We start from the raw sequence: 15,771 nt of genomic DNA, 5'->3' as shown, positions 1-15,771 counted from the left end.
GAATTATGCAAATCTATAAGATGCTTACGAGTGATACACGTTGGATTGAAATTTTTGGTACCATAGGATTTCTATTAACAGGATTATTTTTACTTTTTCAAAGGAAATTTAATCCAATATTCAATATTATTATTATTTCTATTGCGCTTATCTGTTTTATTATTAATTTTATTAGTTTCTTTATTTAATCGAGAAAGAGAGCGGGAGATGCGTACCGCAAATTGGATTATCGTTGGATTACTGTGCATAATTGTCCTGATTGGGGCATATGTTTGGTCGATTCAGCCAGTCACCCCGGCAACTCCACCAGCAGGTTGGCAAACATTTAAACAAGGCAATTTAACCGTTGTGCTGCCACCAGAGTTTATTGTGCTTGATCCAACTTTAGCTAGCGCCAATGCTGAGTTTACCGCCAGTTACAGCGGCACACTCGAAAGCTTGGAGAAAATCGCCAATGACCCGCTTAAAATCGAGTTTTTGGCGGTCAACCTTGAAAACGGCGATATCTTTATGCTTATAGATGAAAATGATTATCGCAGAGAATCAACATTAATCAAACAGATTGATAATGTTGCTGAATTACTGTTCCATATTCGTAGTCATAATAAAATGGATACCGAATCATTTTCAAGAACTGGTGCTATAGCTGTAAATGATAGATTAATGTCATTGAGTATCAGCGAGAAATCGCAATATCTTCAAAGTAACGATGCATTTAGATTAATAAGATTACAAGTCAAGCTAGAAGATGAATTAGTTAAATGAGAATATGTGAGGTAATAGAATGAATACCCTGCAAGAATATCAACGATTCAACCTGATATATACCGGCTTATCGATTGATTTTAATCAGCAACGTTTACTGATTAAACATCGCAACTTTCTAGTACCAATCGTGATGCTTGAGCTTGGATTGGAACAAATTAGCCATATTAAGTTGCGCAAACACTGGATTTGGTTTGGCAAACAAGGCTTTGAAATTAATTATCGCAAGCATCCCAACGACGCGTTACTTGGTTTTTTCTTTGTTTCCAAGCAACCCCAAGCATGGATTGAAGCCTTTAGGGCAGTAGGCATCAAAATTATACCCAACGCATAATTAGTAAAGGAACAATAGGTGTTTACGAAATTCTTTGATTGGATTCTAGGGCGAAATATGCCGATTGAACCGTGGCATTTGCAAAAGCTGAATTGGCAGGTTGCAGAATATCAACTCGATTGGGAATTTGCCGAATCGGAAACACAGCCGGAAAAACAGTGGCTTTCAGTCCGCGATACAGCTGAATTGCTTGATCAAATGGTCAAGGAGCAGGATTTAAGCGTGGTTTGCTACCATAATCAAGCATTTGCCCAAGCTGATGGCATCTGGTTTGAGATGTTTGTGGATTATGATTTGGTAATTATGCTTGCCAACGATGCCGAAACGTTATTTACACCGTTGGCTCAGCAATATCGCAAGCTTAGCACAAGCAGTATTCGCGATAATCGGGCGAATGAACTGCTTGGAACCAACGATTTAGTTTGGCCTGAGGAAATTATTCAGCACAAACGTGATTTGCTGATTATCAGCCACGATGCCGATAGTATCTTTTTGATTCGACAGGGTGGAGAATAGTTTTAGTTCATCCATAATCATCATGAATAACGAATAGATTGTTGAAGGAATAGCACATGCAGCGAATTTGGCGAGGAGTTGGCTTCGGGTTGGTCTTATTGAGCTTCGTTGGATGCAGCTTTGAATCCAAATTCCTCAACCAGCGGGCAATTGATGAAGTACTCCAAAATGAGCAAGCCAGCTTGTTACACACGATTAATACTGCGACCAATACGGTTGTTTTTCTACAAACGCCAACAGGTAAAACCTGCCGGGTTTTTACTGGTGGTTCAAGTGATTCAGGCTTTAGTCAATCCCATGAGGGCATCTATTATCACGCTACGGGAAATCAAGTCGTGGTGTTGAACATTGTCAGGCATTCGACTGTGCCAGCAGAAGATATGTTTTGTATCGCGATTGAAGACCCACAATTGCAACAACAAACTGAAACAATCACGATTCATCAGTCGAATGGTCAAACCGCGTCGATTCCAACCAATGGCGCAGCCTATAGCATTATAGTCTTAGCTGGCAATCAACAATCAAGCACAGGCGAGTATCTCAAGGTTGAATTTTTTGATGCAACCGGCAAGCTATTACACACTGAAACGCCAACCAATCGTTAAGAAAGGCTACGAATGTGGTTTCGGCTCAAACATGAATATATCGCTAGCAGCCTATTGTACGGCCTAGCGCCGTTATTGCTGTATGCACTATTCGATTCGTTTTGGCTAGCGTTATTGTTGGGCTTTTGGCTGGTAGTCGGCCTGATTCGCTGGTTTACGGCGATTGTTTGGCAGCCATGGATGGTTTGGCTGAGCTATACCATAAGTCTCGGCTTGGCTGGGCTAATTGTCGCTCTAGGCTTACATCCGGTCACGGTAACGTTGTATGTTTTGCATTGGCTCGCCGCAGGTGTGTTGGCGAGCATGCAGTTTAATCGCTATTAAACTGCAACCCATCCCCCGAAAGTTCCCTCGCAGGAGCGCCCACGTAGCCGTAATTTTCTGCTAAGATAGCCCTTGGATAGATTTACGATATTCAGCTTGCAATGGGGAGCGTTGAACTATGACACTCGGTGTGGTTGTGTTGGCTGCTGGTCAAGGGACGCGCATGCGTTCGAGCTTACCGAAAGTTTTACATCCTGTTGCCGGATTGCCATTAGTTGAGCATGTAACCCGTCTGGCCGATGCGGTTGGCGCACAGCAGATTGTATTGGTCGTAAGTGAAGATACTTTAGCCCCAATTAGCGCTGCTTTTGGCCATCGCTATCGCTATGTGGTGCAACATGAGCGGCTTGGCACAGGCCATGCGGTGGCCCAAGCTCGCGCCGAACTCGAAGGCAAGGTCGATGAAGTGCTAGTGTTGTATGGCGCTGATCCCTTGATGCGCCATGAATCATTGCTTGAATTATTGGCAGTGCGCCGCACCACCAACGCCAAAGCCGCAATCGTCAGCTTCCAAGCCGATCCGCCAACTGGTTATGGCCGAATTGTGCGCGACGAAACTGGCGCAGTTCAGGCGATTGTCGAAGAACGCAACGCCAGCCCCGAACAACGCCGAATTACTGAGGTCAACCAAGGCGTGGCGCTCTACGATGGCGCTTGGCTCTGGAATGCCCTCGATCAAGTCCAGCCCAATAGCTTGAATGGCGAATATTATTTGACCGATTTGGTCGAGATTGCGCTGCACGAGCATGGCCTTGGCGCAGTAGCTGCTATTCAGTTACGCGACCCCGATGAAGCCTTGGGGGTGAATGATCGGATTCAGTTGGCCCAAGTTGGGGCAATTTTGAATGCACGAAAAATTCGCGCCTTGATGTTGGCCGGGGTGACCGTGGTTGATCCCGCCACGACCTTTGTTGATCACGATGTGCAAGTTGGCATGGATACAACCTTGCTGCCCGGCACGTTGCTCAAAGGCCGCACCACAATCGGGGCAAATTGTATGATCGGCCCCAACAGCTTAATTGAAGATTCGCAAATTGGCGACTATTGCAAAATTAGCTATTCAGTAGTTGAGCAAGCGCAGATGGATCTAGGTGCCAACATCGGGCCGTATGGGCATCTGCGCCGCGGTGCACACCTTATGGAGCATGTGCATATGGGCAACTTCGGCGAGGTGAAAAACGCAACCCTTGGTGCTGGCACGAAAATGGGCCATTTTTCCTATGTTGGCGATGCCACAATCGGCGAGAATGTTAATATTGGTGCTGGCACGATTACCTGCAATTTTACTGCTGATGGCAAAAAGCATCACACCGAAATTGGCGCGAATGCCTTTATTGGCTCCGATTCGTTGTTACGTGCGCCAGTCAAAATTGGCGCAGGCGCAATCACAGGAGCCGGTTCAGTTGTGACCAAAGATATACCTGATGGCGGCGTGGCCGTGGGTATGCCAGCCCGCGTCATTCGCCACCGCAAGTTTGAGCAGAGTGAGAACGAGTAGGCAACGGTTTTTTTTCATTGACCAATTACTAACTTGGGGGGCATCGAATGGACGGGCGATTGCAGATTTTTACGGGTAATGCCAACATCCCGTTAGCTCGCAGTATCGCATCGCATCTGAATTTGAATTTAGGTCGGGCTATTGTCGGCGTTTTCAAGAATGGCGAAACTCGCGTGCAGCTTGAAGAAAACGTCCGTGGCTCCGATGTATTTATCGTGCAATCCTTAACTACGCCAGTTGATCATCACCTCATGGAGTTGTTGTTGATGATCGATGCCCTACGCCGAGCTTCGGCTCAACGGGTAACAGCGGTGATTCCTTACTATGGCTATGCCAAGCAAGAGAAGAAAACCACTGGGCGTGAGCCAATCTCGGCCAAATTGGTCGCCAATTTGATTGCGACCGCCGGAGCTGATCGGGTGCTGACCATGGATTTGCATGCGCCAGCAATCGAGGGCTTTTTCGATATTCCAGTTGATCACTTGCAAGCCGGCCCACTGATTGCCGACCACTTTCGCAGTCGCAACATGAAAAATGTCGTGGTGGTTTCGCCCGATGCTGGCGGCGTGGGTCGCGCCAACAAATTCCGCGAACGCATCGGCGCAAGTTTGGCGATTATTGCCAAGCAACGCCCTGCCCCCGATGTTTCCGAAGTGGTCGAAATGGTCGGCGACGTTGCTGGCAAGCACGCAGTGATCTTCGACGACATGATTTCAACCGGGGGAACCTTGGCCGAAGCCGCCAAAACCCTCAAAGAACGCGGCGCAATTAGCGTGGTGGCCTGTGCCACTCACGGCATTTTTGCTGGCAATGCGGTCGAATTGCTGGGCGATTCGGTGATGGAAGAAGTGCTAGTTACCGACACGATTCCCTTGCCTGCCGAAGCCAGCGCCGCGCGGATTGCCCAAATCTCGGTAGCTTCGTTGTTTGCCGAAGCCATTATTCGGATTCACAAAGATCTTTCCTTGAGCGCATTATTTAGCTAAACTCAACGTACAGATAAACTTAATCAAGCGCTGCTAGCTTTGTTTCTAGCGGCGCTTTTTTTGTTTGAGGGAGCAAAACTTGCCCTCCTGATGAGATGCGTTAGAATAGCCCTGACCTTAAAGGAGTTTCGTGCATGGGTTACACCATCCTTAGCATTGCCTCAACCTCGTTTTTTGCAGATTACGGCGCACACGTTCGGATTTGGGAAGAAACTCGCGCCCTGCAAAAATTAGGTCATCGCATTGTTATTGCAACCTATCATAACGGCGATAATATGCCAGGCTTTGAAATTCGCCGCTCATGGGATGTGCCATGGGTCAAGCGAACGATGGTCGGTGCTTCGCATCATAAAATGTATTTGGATGTGGCACTTTCGTGGCGAGCCTTACGCGTGGCCATGGAGATCAAGCCTGATTTAATCCATGCGCATATTCACGAATCGGCTTTGATTGGCAGCGTGCTTTCACGCATGTTCAAGGTTCCGTTGGTATTCGATTATCAAGGCAGCCTCACCGCCGAAATGCTTGATCATGGGTTTCTTAAACGTGATGGCATGTTTTATAAGCCATTCCACTGGCTCGAAGATAAAATTAATCGCACAGCAGATGCGGTGCTGACCAGCTCCTTCAACGCCGCCAATATGCTGCGCGATGATTGGAAATTTCCGGCGGAGCGGCTTTACACTGTGCCAGATAGCGTTAATACCGATCGCTTTAAGCCGTTCGATAGCTCAGCCGAGTGGCATACCGAACGCGAACGCATTCGCAGCGAGCTAGGAATTCCGGCAGGCCGCAAAATCGTGGCCTATTTGGGCTTGCTGGCAGCCTATCAAGGCACAAATGTCTTGCTTGAAGCCGCCCAAATTATTCGCCAACAACGCGATGATGTGCATTTCTTAATTATGGGCTACCCCGATGTGCGTTCGTATTTGGCCTTGGCCGAATCGCTGGGCGTTGCTGATATCGTGACTATGCCAGGCCGGATTTTATATAAAGATGCCCATGCCTACTTGGCCTTGGGCGACGTGGCAGTTGCCCCCAAAATGTCGGCAACCGAAGGTGCTGGCAAAATTCCCAATTATATGGCGGTTGGCTTGCCTGTGATCACGTTCGATACACCAGTTAGCCACGAAATTTTAGGCGACGCTGGGGTCTATGCCAAGTTTGGCGATGCCCAATCGCTGGCCGATGAAATTCTGGGTTTGATCGATAACCCCGAACGGCGGCATAATTTAGCCCAAACGGTGCGAACCCGTGCGGTCAACGAACATTCCTGGGAGCTAGCCGCTCGCCAGATCGAAGCAATTTACGAGCGAGTGTTGGCTAAACGCGCAGGCAATCCCTTGCCCGAATTTCCGACGAGCTTGCAACGCGAACAAGGCTCCTAAAAAATTATCCATTGTTGAATCATTCACCACCCTTACGAGGGTAAGTTTTTAAGCATAGCGAGACCCGCCACGACCTCTCGGGTATGATACGAGTGCCGAATTCAGGATCACAGGAGGGTCTAATGATCGCGAGCAAGCCCAAGCCCATTTTGACCACGTTTCGTTGGTCGACCCCGAAGGCGAGTTGGGTGATGCAGCGCGAACTGAATTATTGCGCTTGCTGACCCCACCCAAAATCCTGTTTGCTCCACGCCGCACCCAACCATCCGAACCCAAAACCCCGCCCAACCCATGGGCTTTGCGCTTAGTATTGGTTTTAGTGTTAATCAGCCTGATTTGCTCAATTGCAGGGATGGCCTGACCCGCAAGAACGTGCAGCAACGCCTTATTCAAGGGACAACGACGGTTGGCAAAAGTATAAAGGATGAAGGATGAGGGAGGAAGCCAAGAGCCTCATCCTAAAATCTGTGGGAATCTGTGGCAAAAAAGATGAAGACTATGAACTTCTGCTCTTTCATCCCTCATCCTTATCCCTATGCTCTATGTTCTTACTCAGGGTAAATCGCGATTGGCTAAAACGAGCACTTGCTCGGTTAAATCGGCAAGACGCGAATCGATGGTTTCGGGGCGAATCGCTAGATCGTCGCGTAAGTAGTTAATTTGGTCATTGAGGCCTTGGATGGCAGCGCGAACTTCATCGCTTACCAGTGGAAAAGCTGCATCCAAATCGGCTTGGGCCAAATCGAGTTGCGCTTCAACATTGCTGGTTTGCAAATCGTGGTGGGCGATGCGAGCATTTTGGATGCGGATGGTGGCCCGCAACAAGTGCAAACTACCGACCGTAAACTCCAAATCGCGGCGCAGCGTCACCAACTCCAACGAAATCGTATCTTCGGGGAAGACGATAATTGTGGGTGTGGCGGGTAGGGGCGTGGGGGCTGGGGCAGGCAGCACTTCGGTGGCAGCGGCTTTGAGCACCGTTGGGGTAACGACTTGAATGATGGTTTGGCTAGGTGGTTTAGGTTGGAGCGCTAAAGCCAACAAGCCGCCCAAAAAGGCGGCTAGCAATAAAGGCAACGTCGCCCGCAGCACAGCGACCAGTTGTTGCTGAGAGGGGCGACGCAGCATCACTTACTTTTGTTGCTCCATCTGGTTGGCCAACAGCAAGGCCGAGGCAACTTCGCGCATCGACTTGCGGGTATTCATGCTCAACTGCTGAATCTTGCGGAAGGCTTCCGATTCCTTCAGCCCTTGAGAATCCATTAACATACCCTTGGCGCGTTCGATAATCTTGCGAGTTTCGAGCGTTTCCTTCAGGTCGCCGACTTGTTGTTCGAGGGTCAGGAACTCTTCAAAACGGGCGCGGGCAATTTCGAGTGCTGGCATCAAATCGCTATCGCGAAAGGGCTTGCTGAGATACCCCACAACACCAGCGTCGCGGGCGCGCTCGACCAACTCTTTGTCGCTGTGGGCGGTCAAGAGCAAGACCGGGGCAATTTTCTCTTCAGTCAGCACTTTGGCTGCCTGGATACCATCCAGTTTGGGCATTTTGATGTCCATCACCACTACGTCGGGGCGTAGTTCGCGGGCAAGGTTGATAACGCTCACGCCATCACCAGCTTCCCCAACGACAAGATAGCCGAGGCCAACTAACGTTTCACGCAGATTCATACGAATCAGCGATTCGTCATCGGCGATGACAATGCGTGTCTGTGGCATACGGTTTCCTCCGGGTGCTTAATCGGTCATCGTAGCTTCGATGAATGTACGCAAGTATAGCATGCTGCGGTATTCAGGGCAAGCAACCATAATGAGTAAATTGGCCTATCTAATGGGCTAAAATGTCCCACAGCGCTTAATCCTTATGGTATAATCGACGGTAATGATTGTAGCTTCGCTAGGATTAAGGAGCGTGCAATGCAAAAAATCGAGTTCATTGCTGAGGTCGCTGAACGCACCGGCATTTCTAAAAAAGAGGCACGCCGCGTTGTCGATGCTATGTTGGATGTGGTCAGCGAGCGCTTGCAAGCTGGCGAAAAAGTGGTCTTGACGGGGTTTGGTACCTTTGAAGTGCGCGAGCGCCAAGCTCGCCAAGGGGTCAACCCCAAAACCCGCGAACGGATGACAATCGAAGCTACCAAAACTCCTGGCTTCTCGGCCAGTAATAGCTTGAAACTGCTGGTTCGCCAAGGCAAGCCTGAGTAGCTCGCGTCGTAGCAGATGTTGCTTTGAGCGACCGCCAATTGCTTGCGGTCGCTTTCTTGTGTTATAACCCTAGGGTGATAATGTTTTCACGATTCTTTAGTCGAAAGGGGTCTCACGTGGCCGCAAAACAATGGAAGTCAGCGCCAGCGATGTCGATTGACACTACCAAGCACTATGTCGTCACCATGGAAACAACCAAAGGCACAATCAAAATTGAGTTGTATCCTGAGTATGCACCCAAAACTGTCAATAACTTTGTGTTCTTGATCAACGAAGGGTTTTACGATGGCATCGTCTTCCACCGCGTGATCTCAAACTTTATGATTCAAGGTGGCGATCCAACTGGCACGGGCACGGGTGGCCCAGGCTATCGCTTCGAAGATGAATTCAAGGGCAATCCACTTAAACACGAAACCTGTGTGCTGTCGATGGCCAATGCTGGAGCCAACACCAACGGCTCACAATTCTTCATCACCCATAGTCCGCAACCCCACCTTGATGGCCGCCATACCGTGTTTGGCAAGGTCACCGAGGGCCAAGATGTCGTCAATGCAATTCGCCAAGGCGATAGCATGACCAAAGTAACCGTCAGCTAAATTAGGCTTTGGCTCAGCCCCTTGTCCTGATTGAGGATAAGGGGTTTTTATTTTTAACCACGAAGGACACGAAGTACCACGAAGATTAATGTAGCGATCCTTCGCGATCTTCGGGTTAAAAAGCAATCAGGAGTGTGTGATGAGTGAAGCAACCGCTATTCCAATGACAATTTTGACGGGCTTTTTGGGCGCAGGCAAAACGACGTTGCTCAATCGGCTGCTTAGTGCCCAGCATGGCCTCAAAATCGCGGTGTTGGTCAACGATTTTGGCGAGATTAATATTGATTCGCAGTTGGTGGTTGGGGTTGAAAACGACGCTGTAATTAATTTGGCGAATGGCTGTATTTGCTGCACAATTCGCGAGGATTTATTGACCACCACTCTTGAATTGCTCGATCGCGAGGATCGACCTGAATATATTATCGTCGAGGCTAGTGGCGTTTCCGACCCAGTTTCGGTAGCCTTGACCTTCCGTTTGCCAGCCCTGCGCTCGTTGATCAATCTCGATTCAATTGTGGCGGTGGTTGATGCTGAGAGTATTCACCAACAACGCGAACAATTGATTCAGGTGGTCGATCAAATTACCGCTGCCGATCTTGTGGTGATTAATAAAATCGATTTGGTTGATGCTGAGCAGCAGCAACGAGTGATCGCTTGGATTCAGACAATTGTGCCACGGGCACGAATTTTGACCGCTGAATATGGCGAGGTTCCAGTTGATTTGCTGCTGGGCGTAGGCCAATATCGCATCGATTTGCAGGCTGAAGCTCATCCCACCCAGCATCAACATAGCGAAGAATGGCAAACCTGGAATTACCAAACAGAGCAGCCTTTTACCATGAGCAACCTACAACAAGCCTTTCAGCAATTGCCAACTTCAATTTTTCGGGCCAAAGGCATTGTGTATTTGGCCGAAGCACCTGAACGGCGAGCAATTGTCCAATTGGCGGGCAAACGCGCTAGTTTGCGGCTCGGCGAACCATGGGGAGCAACCACTCCGTACAGCCAAATTGTGGTGATTGGCCGTAGCAATAGCTTTGATTCAGCTGAAGTAACTGCACAATTCGATGCTTGTTTGGCAGATGTCGAGCAAGCGCCACGCGAAGAAATTTTGACCGTGGCCGAATGGCGGCGCAAATACCAAGCCTAATTGTAAAACTAATAGATTTAGTCTTGACAAACACCCTAAAAACTAATAATATTAGTCTTATAAACTAATTAAATTAGTCTTGAGGTGAATGATGCCAAATATCAGTTTGGTTAAACGCTTATTGCATGCTGAAGGCTTGGGTTTATTGCTAATTGCAGTATTGGGCTATCGTTGGCAAGGCTTTAGTTGGTGGCAATTTGGTTTGGCCTTGTTTGTGCCTGATATCGTGATGCTTGGCTATTTGTGGGGGCCAAAGGTTGGCAGCATTTGCTATAATTTCGGCCATATTACGCTTTGGCCATTGAGCTTTTTGGCCTTTGGAGTGCTGAACGATTGGCAAGTCGGCCTGCAAATTGGCTTGATCTGGTTAGCACATATTGGGCTTGATCGCATGCTTGGCTATGGGCTAAAATACCCAACTCAATTCAAAGATACCCATTTGGGGCGAGTTTAGAGGAGCAGTAATGGCCTACCCAGCCCAAACCGATTATCCAACGATTATTCGTACCGCCCAAACCTTGATTGAACGCGATGGGGTCGAACAATTGGCCTTAGCCAGCCTTGCCAGCGAGTTGGGCATCAAAGCTCCATCGCTATATCGCTATGTAGCCAACAAAAATGCTCTGCTCAAAGGTGTGGTTACCGTCACAATTCAACAACTATTTGCGGCGTATGATCAAGCGTTAGCCAATAGCCCAAATGATGCGCAAAACCAGTTGTTAGCAATTAGCCATGGGCATCGCCAATTTGCTCATGGGCAGCCCAAAAATTATGCTTTAGCCCTAACTGCTGCTAGCCCTGAACAACGGGCTGATCCGGCGTTGTTGGTTGAAATGGTATTGCCAATTCAGGCAATCATGGCCCAAATTAGCGGTGAAGCAGCCTCGTTGGCAGCTTTGCGCGGCTTGTTAGGGCTGATTCATGGCTTTGTGCTGCTCGAACTCAATCAACAACTCCAGCGTGGCGGCGATTTAAGCAGCACCTTCGATTTGGCCGTGCGCAGCTATTTGGCTGGTGTCGCCAATTTGAATGCCGATTAGAGCATCGTCAGCAAAAGCACCAGTAGCATAATCAAGCCAAATAAAATAATGAATAAGTGAGCATGACTATAAAAAGCATTGATTGTAGCAGATCCAGCGAGTTTGCTATGATCCGACAGATTCTTACGGGTGCGATTGCGCTCCAGATCCTGCTCAGTTAGTTGAATATCGTTGGCAGTTACGCGGCGGCGCTTCAAATATGCCCCAATTTCCTCGCTCGAAACCTGTTCGGAAAGCTGTTGGGCAACATCAACCAAGGCTTCTGGCTCACGTTCTGGAGCCAAATTGCGCTCGGTCGTTGGCTGGTGGCGCATTTTGTTTTGAGGAATACTTCCTTGGCGCACTTCATTTCTGAGCGAACGCAATTCACTGCGTAATGCGAAAACTTCGCGCTCCAAGGTTGTAACTCGATTGCGAATATCAATATCAATCATCTAAAACCCCCTAATCTATTAACATCAAACCTAGGTACGTTGCAGGGCCGCGTGGAGTTGCTATAATGCCCGCAGCAACGACGCTGATGAGCAATGGTGCTAATTCAGATACATTCCCACTGCGGAGGCTTTTGGTATGAAGAAGATTCCTGTTGGTGTGCTAGGCGCAACAGGGATGGTTGGACAACGCTTTTTGAGTTTGTTGATCGATCACCCCTATTTTGAAGTAACGCTAGTTGCCGCTTCGGAGCGTTCGGCTGGTAAGACCTTGTCCGAAGCTGGCCGCTGGATGATCGGCGGCGAAATGCCTAGCCAATTTGCCAAGATGACCGTCCAGCCCGTTGATCAGGTTGGCGATGTTGGCTTAGTGTTCAGTGCCTTGCCCAGTGATGCTGCTGGCCCGACCGAAATTGCTTGGGCCAAATCAGGCGCGTTGGTTTTTTCAAATGCTGGCGCACATCGCCGCGATCCACTTGTGCCGCTGTTAGTGCCCGAAGTCAACCCTGACCATGTGAATTTGTTGGAACTGCAACGCCAACATTATGGTTGGAGTGGCGGGATTTTGACCAACCCCAACTGTACAACCACCCACGCTGTGTTGCCAATGCGAGCTTTGCACGATGCCTTTGGCCTCACCAAGGTTTTGCTGGTGAGTATGCAAGCAATTTCAGGCGCAGGCTATCCAGGCGTGCCAAGCCTCGATATTATTGATAATGTTGTGCCGTTGATCAAAGGTGAAGAAGAAAAAGTTGAGTGGGAGCCACGCAAGCTTTTGGGCACACTTGGCGCTCAGGGCGTGGAAGAAGCCCAGATCACGATTAGCGCTCATTGTAATCGGGTGGCGGTTATCGATGGGCATACCGAGTGTTTATCGTTGGCCTTTGAGCGCCCGCCCGGCGATGAAGCCGAATTGATCGCGGCCTTGCGTGAGTTTAAGGCCGAACCACAAACGCTCAATTTGCCAAGCGCTCCAACCCACCCAATTTTGGTAACTGAATTGGCCGATGGCCCACAGCCACGCCGTGATCGCGATGCCGAACGCGGCATGGCTACCACCGTTGGGCGCGTTCGCCGTTGCCCAATTCTTGATTACAAATTAGTTTTGCTGGGACACAACACCTTGCGCGGAGCCGCTGGGGGTTCGTTGCTCAATGCCGAATTAATGGTTGCTAAGGGCTTGATCAAGGCTTAAAAAGCGCTGCGCACAGAACCAATGGTGCGGAATTCTGTGCGCAGTTGCCGTTAAATAGTATTGATCACCACGATGATCAACCCAATAACCATAAATACGCCACCAACTGAGCGAAACGTTTGGTGTAACCGTTGGGTAAACACCGCATCTGTGCCTCGGCGGGTATCGCTATAAAACCATTGCTCGCGAAATTGGCGCGAAACCAATAAAATGCCACCAAAGAGGATTAATAACACTGCAAAGAGAACCATCAACACACCCCTCATAAAACTGGATATCTAGCTGTATCGTATCACATCAAGCTTAATTAATCATTGAGTGATTTAGGCTATAAATCTAAGAATTTGATTAATATTCTATAGCTCATTAGTCATCAAGCTGATAGTACCAAATCCTCACACGAGCCTCGATACTAGTAATACTGCAAACTAGCACTATTTGTTCCAATGGCCTAAAACAAAAAAAGCCCCCCGTAGGTGAGCTTTGTTATTGAAACCAACCATTGCGAGAAGCCCTAAAACTTAACTTTGGTGAGCTTCGCGTTTTTCGTGATTGAATAATGGGGCTAGCGTCGTCGCCACCAACGTTGCTTTTGCGGCTGGATGAAATAGGGTTCAGCCAGAGGGATCTGGGCATCAGACAGCAGCAAATGGGGCAATTCTTCGACCATCCGTCGCGCCCGATGTTCACCAACCAATTGGGTTGCCACCTGAAAGGCCTCGCGCATAGCGGGAGCACGCGCACCAGTGGGCGCATGGGCATCGCTAGCAATAATTTGGGCCAAATTATGATAAACCATTTGAGTTGTGATATCTTGCAAGCGCTGACCGTGCCAACCAACCAAACTAGCAGCGGTTATTTGAACGACTACGCCACGCTCAATTAATGGGATCAACAGATTAGGATTATCTTGAAAGACACGAGTACGTTCGGGGTGGGCTAGAATGACCCGATGGCCTGCTAGTTGTAAATCAAAAATCGAACGTTGCAGATGTTCAATCACAATATGCGCGGGAGTTTCTAATAAAACAGCGCGACTCGTGCCATAGCCCAAGAGATCACCTTGACGCAAACGTTCGGTCAAATCGCTGGCAACCACCATTTCAGTGCCTAAAACGACTTGTAAGCCTAATTTGGCGCGTTGCAAATATTCGCGCAGTTGCACCACCAAATCGCGCAAGCGTGATGGCAGATAGATCCGCGATTGCGAAGAACCAGGCCCGTGTGGAGTAGCGGCAACACAGGTCACACCTTCGGCAACTAAGGCGCGGGCAATTGCTAACGAACCACTCCAATCGGCAGGGCCATCATCAATACCAGGCAGAATATGACAGTGTAAATCGTACATAGGGTGCGCCTTGTTTTAGTTTCAAACAGACCAAGCAAGTATACCACTATGCCATCGCCCCACAGGAGTGATTTAGGGGGGACGATACGGAGTAGTAATTAACAAAATTAAGTTAATCTCTATAGGTGATGGATTATACCGCTATAGGCTTAAAAGTCAAAGGATTATGTTTGGTTAAAGCAAAAGTACTAGCCAAACTAGGAAAAAAAGCCTTGTACTTGACGAACAAGTGTGCTATACTGGCTTGCAGTGGCGACGTGCAAGTCTGTCGCACTTTTTCGTAAGCAAGAGTATCTACAAGGAGTCCGAGTAATGGCAATCTCACCCGAAAAAGAAAAGGCTCTGGCCGCCGCCCTCAGTCAGATTGATCGCCAATTTGGTAAAGGCGCAATTATGCGTATGAGCGATCAACGCTTATCGATCGAAGCAATTCCAACTGGCTCAATCGCGCTCGATTTGGCGCTTGGGGTTGGCGGGATTCCCCGGGGTCGGGTGATTGAAATTTATGGTCCAGAAAGCTCAGGGAAAACCACCCTGACCCAACATATTGTGGCCGAAACCCAAAAAATGGGTGGCGTTGCGGCCTTTATCGATGCTGAACATGCTTTTGATCCCGTTTATGCCGCCAATTGTGGGGTCAACGTTGAAGACTTGTTGGTCTCACAACCTGACACTGGCGAGCAAGCGCTTGAAATTTGCGAAACCTTGGTGCGCTCAGGCGCAATCGATGTGATTGTGGTTGACTCGGTAGCAGCGCTCGTACCACGCGCCGAAATTGAAGGCGACATGGGCGATTCACACGTTGGTTTGCAAGCCCGTTTGATGTCGCAAGCCTTGCGCAAGCTCTCGGGCGCTGTCTCCAAATCACGCACTGCTTTGATTTTCATCAACCAATTGCGGATGAAAATCGGTGTGATGTTTGGTAACCCTGAAACCACCACTGGCGGCAATGCACTCAAATTCTATGCCTCGGTGCGTTTAGATATTCGCAAAGTTGAAAGTATCAAGCAAGGTCAAGATGTGACTGGCGCTCGTGCACGGGTCAAAGTTGTTAAAAATAAAGTTGCACCACCTTTCCGCCAAGCTGAGTTCGATATTATGTATAACGAAGGCATCTCGCGCGAAGGCAATATCGTTGATGTTGGTGTGACCATGGAAATTCTGCGCAAGAGCGGGGCTTGGTTCTACCTTGGCGATGATCGCTTGGGCCAAGGCCGCGAAAATGCTAAACAATTCCTCAAAGATAATCCAGCTTTAGCCGATGAAATCGAAAAGATGATTCGGGCGGCTTCACCAGGTGCGCCTACCGCCAAGGTTATTGTTGGGGCGGCGGCTGCCAACGGTGCTGCGCCTGCCGATGATGGCGATGGGATTTTCGACGACGAATAGT

21 protein-coding genes are annotated in these 15,771 nt (G+C 48.9%); 16 read left to right on the top strand and 5 right to left on the bottom strand.

Going from position 1 to position 15,771, the window contains the following annotated elements:
- Positions 1-207 precede the first annotated feature (207 nt).
- The 9 genes from ABEB26_RS23510 to ABEB26_RS23470 all read left to right on the top strand — a co-directional run bounded on the left by ABEB26_RS23510 (position 208) and on the right by ABEB26_RS23470 (position 6,777).
- Complete coding sequence (locus tag ABEB26_RS23510) at positions 208-765, top strand: hypothetical protein (RefSeq protein WP_345724529.1); 558 nt, start codon at positions 208-210, stop codon at positions 763-765.
- Between the two features lie 19 nt (positions 766-784).
- The gene (locus ABEB26_RS23505) at positions 785-1,099 is read left to right on the top strand and encodes a hypothetical protein (RefSeq protein WP_345724528.1); all 315 of its coding nucleotides are present in this window, start codon (positions 785-787) and stop codon (positions 1,097-1,099) included.
- Positions 1,100-1,156: 57 nt separating this feature from the next.
- A complete protein-coding gene (locus tag ABEB26_RS23500) occupies positions 1,157-1,615 on the top strand; it encodes a hypothetical protein (RefSeq protein ID WP_345724527.1) in 459 nt (152 codons plus the stop codon).
- A gap of 56 nt (positions 1,616-1,671) precedes the next feature.
- Positions 1,672-2,220 (top strand): hypothetical protein, encoded by a 549-nt coding sequence (locus tag ABEB26_RS23495; RefSeq protein WP_345724526.1) that lies wholly within the window; start codon positions 1,672-1,674, stop codon positions 2,218-2,220.
- A gap of 12 nt (positions 2,221-2,232) precedes the next feature.
- Positions 2,233-2,544, top strand: a complete 312-nt coding sequence (locus ABEB26_RS23490; protein ID WP_345724525.1) for a hypothetical protein — start codon at positions 2,233-2,235, stop codon at positions 2,542-2,544.
- Positions 2,545-2,662: 118 nt separating this feature from the next.
- On the top strand, positions 2,663-4,042 hold the full coding sequence (glmU, locus tag ABEB26_RS23485; protein WP_345724524.1) for a bifunctional UDP-N-acetylglucosamine diphosphorylase/glucosamine-1-phosphate N-acetyltransferase GlmU: 1,380 nt from the start codon (positions 2,663-2,665) through the stop codon (positions 4,040-4,042).
- A 47-nt stretch (positions 4,043-4,089) separates the two neighbouring features.
- Entirely contained in the window at positions 4,090-5,028 is a 939-nt protein-coding gene (locus tag ABEB26_RS23480; RefSeq protein ID WP_012192012.1) for a ribose-phosphate diphosphokinase, read from the top strand.
- Between the two features lie 134 nt (positions 5,029-5,162).
- Positions 5,163-6,416 carry a glycosyltransferase family 4 protein gene (locus tag ABEB26_RS23475; protein WP_345724523.1) on the top strand — a complete coding sequence of 418 codons (1,254 nt, stop codon included), beginning with the start codon at positions 5,163-5,165 and terminating at the stop codon, positions 6,414-6,416.
- A 163-nt stretch (positions 6,417-6,579) separates the two neighbouring features.
- The gene (locus tag ABEB26_RS23470; RefSeq protein ID WP_345724522.1) at positions 6,580-6,777 is read left to right on the top strand and encodes a hypothetical protein; all 198 of its coding nucleotides are present in this window, start codon (positions 6,580-6,582) and stop codon (positions 6,775-6,777) included.
- A 191-nt stretch (positions 6,778-6,968) separates the two neighbouring features.
- Here ABEB26_RS23470 and ABEB26_RS23465 read toward each other — a convergent pair whose 3' ends face one another.
- Positions 6,969-7,547, bottom strand: coding sequence for a hypothetical protein (locus tag ABEB26_RS23465; RefSeq protein WP_345724521.1), 579 nt, complete (start codon positions 7,545-7,547; stop codon positions 6,969-6,971).
- A complete protein-coding gene (locus ABEB26_RS23460) occupies positions 7,548-8,135 on the bottom strand; it encodes an ANTAR domain-containing response regulator (protein WP_012191727.1) in 588 nt (195 codons plus the stop codon).
- Between the two features lie 198 nt (positions 8,136-8,333).
- On the opposite strand from ABEB26_RS23460, the gene ABEB26_RS23455 reads away from it, so the two are divergent.
- The 5 genes from ABEB26_RS23455 to ABEB26_RS23435 all read left to right on the top strand — a co-directional run bounded on the left by ABEB26_RS23455 (position 8,334) and on the right by ABEB26_RS23435 (position 11,407).
- A complete protein-coding gene (locus tag ABEB26_RS23455) occupies positions 8,334-8,621 on the top strand; it encodes an HU family DNA-binding protein (protein ID WP_012191726.1) in 288 nt (95 codons plus the stop codon).
- A 149-nt stretch (positions 8,622-8,770) separates the two neighbouring features.
- Positions 8,771-9,217, top strand: a complete 447-nt coding sequence (locus tag ABEB26_RS23450; RefSeq protein WP_041306913.1) for a peptidylprolyl isomerase — start codon at positions 8,771-8,773, stop codon at positions 9,215-9,217.
- Between the two features lie 139 nt (positions 9,218-9,356).
- Complete coding sequence (locus ABEB26_RS23445) at positions 9,357-10,367, top strand: CobW family GTP-binding protein (RefSeq protein ID WP_345724520.1); 1,011 nt, start codon at positions 9,357-9,359, stop codon at positions 10,365-10,367.
- Positions 10,368-10,458: 91 nt separating this feature from the next.
- Entirely contained in the window at positions 10,459-10,821 is a 363-nt protein-coding gene (locus tag ABEB26_RS23440) for a DUF4260 domain-containing protein (RefSeq protein WP_345724519.1), read from the top strand.
- Positions 10,822-10,831: 10 nt separating this feature from the next.
- Positions 10,832-11,407 carry a TetR/AcrR family transcriptional regulator gene (locus tag ABEB26_RS23435; protein WP_345724518.1) on the top strand — a complete coding sequence of 192 codons (576 nt, stop codon included), beginning with the start codon at positions 10,832-10,834 and terminating at the stop codon, positions 11,405-11,407.
- On the opposite strand, the gene ABEB26_RS23430 is transcribed toward ABEB26_RS23435, so the two are convergent.
- Positions 11,404-11,841: a hypothetical protein gene (locus tag ABEB26_RS23430; protein ID WP_345724517.1), complete on the bottom strand. Its 438-nt coding sequence runs from the start codon at positions 11,839-11,841 to the stop codon at positions 11,404-11,406. The genes ABEB26_RS23435 and ABEB26_RS23430 overlap by 4 nt on opposite strands.
- Positions 11,842-11,977: 136 nt before the next feature.
- On the opposite strand from ABEB26_RS23430, the gene asd reads away from it, so the two are divergent.
- On the top strand, positions 11,978-13,033 hold the full coding sequence (gene asd, locus ABEB26_RS23425) for an aspartate-semialdehyde dehydrogenase (protein ID WP_345724516.1): 1,056 nt from the start codon (positions 11,978-11,980) through the stop codon (positions 13,031-13,033).
- A gap of 50 nt (positions 13,034-13,083) precedes the next feature.
- Here the strand turns inward: asd and ABEB26_RS23420 are convergent, their stop codons facing one another.
- On the bottom strand, positions 13,084-13,284 hold the full coding sequence (locus tag ABEB26_RS23420) for a hypothetical protein (RefSeq protein WP_345724515.1): 201 nt from the start codon (positions 13,282-13,284) through the stop codon (positions 13,084-13,086).
- 314 nt (positions 13,285-13,598) lie between these two features.
- Positions 13,599-14,381 (bottom strand): tyrosine-protein phosphatase, encoded by a 783-nt coding sequence (locus ABEB26_RS23415; RefSeq protein ID WP_012191719.1) that lies wholly within the window; start codon positions 14,379-14,381, stop codon positions 13,599-13,601.
- Positions 14,382-14,693: 312 nt separating this feature from the next.
- On the opposite strand from ABEB26_RS23415, the gene recA reads away from it, so the two are divergent.
- On the top strand, positions 14,694-15,770 hold the full coding sequence (gene recA / locus ABEB26_RS23410) for a recombinase RecA (RefSeq protein WP_012191718.1): 1,077 nt from the start codon (positions 14,694-14,696) through the stop codon (positions 15,768-15,770).
- The last annotated feature ends 1 nt before the right edge of the window (position 15,771 follow it).

Source organism: Herpetosiphon gulosus (genome assembly GCF_039545135.1).
GTDB lineage: Bacteria > Chloroflexota > Chloroflexia > Chloroflexales > Herpetosiphonaceae > Herpetosiphon > Herpetosiphon gulosus.
Note: the sequence above shows the minus strand (reverse complement) of the source record. Positions and strands in the feature narration are given on the sequence as shown.

Excerpts from the sequence above, each read along its gene's own strand:
- ABEB26_RS23510 (WP_345724529.1), top strand. The coding sequence starts at position 208 with ATGCGTACCGCAAATTGGATTATCGTTGGATTACTGTGCATAATTGTC.
- ABEB26_RS23505 (WP_345724528.1), top strand. The coding sequence starts at position 785 with ATGAATACCCTGCAAGAATATCAACGATTCAACCTGATATATACCGGC.
- ABEB26_RS23500 (WP_345724527.1), top strand. The coding sequence starts at position 1,157 with ATGCCGATTGAACCGTGGCATTTGCAAAAGCTGAATTGGCAGGTTGCA.
- ABEB26_RS23495 (WP_345724526.1), top strand. The coding sequence starts at position 1,672 with ATGCAGCGAATTTGGCGAGGAGTTGGCTTCGGGTTGGTCTTATTGAGC.
- ABEB26_RS23490 (WP_345724525.1), top strand. The coding sequence starts at position 2,233 with ATGTGGTTTCGGCTCAAACATGAATATATCGCTAGCAGCCTATTGTAC.
- glmU (WP_345724524.1), top strand. The coding sequence starts at position 2,663 with ATGACACTCGGTGTGGTTGTGTTGGCTGCTGGTCAAGGGACGCGCATG.
- ABEB26_RS23480 (WP_012192012.1), top strand. The coding sequence starts at position 4,090 with ATGGACGGGCGATTGCAGATTTTTACGGGTAATGCCAACATCCCGTTA.
- ABEB26_RS23475 (WP_345724523.1), top strand. The coding sequence starts at position 5,163 with ATGGGTTACACCATCCTTAGCATTGCCTCAACCTCGTTTTTTGCAGAT.
- ABEB26_RS23460 (WP_012191727.1), bottom strand. The coding sequence starts at position 8,135 with ATGCCACAGACACGCATTGTCATCGCCGATGACGAATCGCTGATTCGT.
- ABEB26_RS23455 (WP_012191726.1), top strand. The coding sequence starts at position 8,334 with ATGCAAAAAATCGAGTTCATTGCTGAGGTCGCTGAACGCACCGGCATT.
- ABEB26_RS23450 (WP_041306913.1), top strand. The coding sequence starts at position 8,771 with ATGTCGATTGACACTACCAAGCACTATGTCGTCACCATGGAAACAACC.
- ABEB26_RS23445 (WP_345724520.1), top strand. The coding sequence starts at position 9,357 with ATGAGTGAAGCAACCGCTATTCCAATGACAATTTTGACGGGCTTTTTG.
- ABEB26_RS23440 (WP_345724519.1), top strand. The coding sequence starts at position 10,459 with ATGCCAAATATCAGTTTGGTTAAACGCTTATTGCATGCTGAAGGCTTG.
- ABEB26_RS23435 (WP_345724518.1), top strand. The coding sequence starts at position 10,832 with ATGGCCTACCCAGCCCAAACCGATTATCCAACGATTATTCGTACCGCC.
- ABEB26_RS23430 (WP_345724517.1), bottom strand. The coding sequence starts at position 11,841 with ATGATTGATATTGATATTCGCAATCGAGTTACAACCTTGGAGCGCGAA.
- asd (WP_345724516.1), top strand. The coding sequence starts at position 11,978 with ATGAAGAAGATTCCTGTTGGTGTGCTAGGCGCAACAGGGATGGTTGGA.
- ABEB26_RS23420 (WP_345724515.1), bottom strand. The coding sequence starts at position 13,284 with ATGGTTCTCTTTGCAGTGTTATTAATCCTCTTTGGTGGCATTTTATTG.
- ABEB26_RS23415 (WP_012191719.1), bottom strand. The coding sequence starts at position 14,381 with ATGTACGATTTACACTGTCATATTCTGCCTGGTATTGATGATGGCCCT.
- recA (WP_012191718.1), top strand. The coding sequence starts at position 14,694 with ATGGCAATCTCACCCGAAAAAGAAAAGGCTCTGGCCGCCGCCCTCAGT.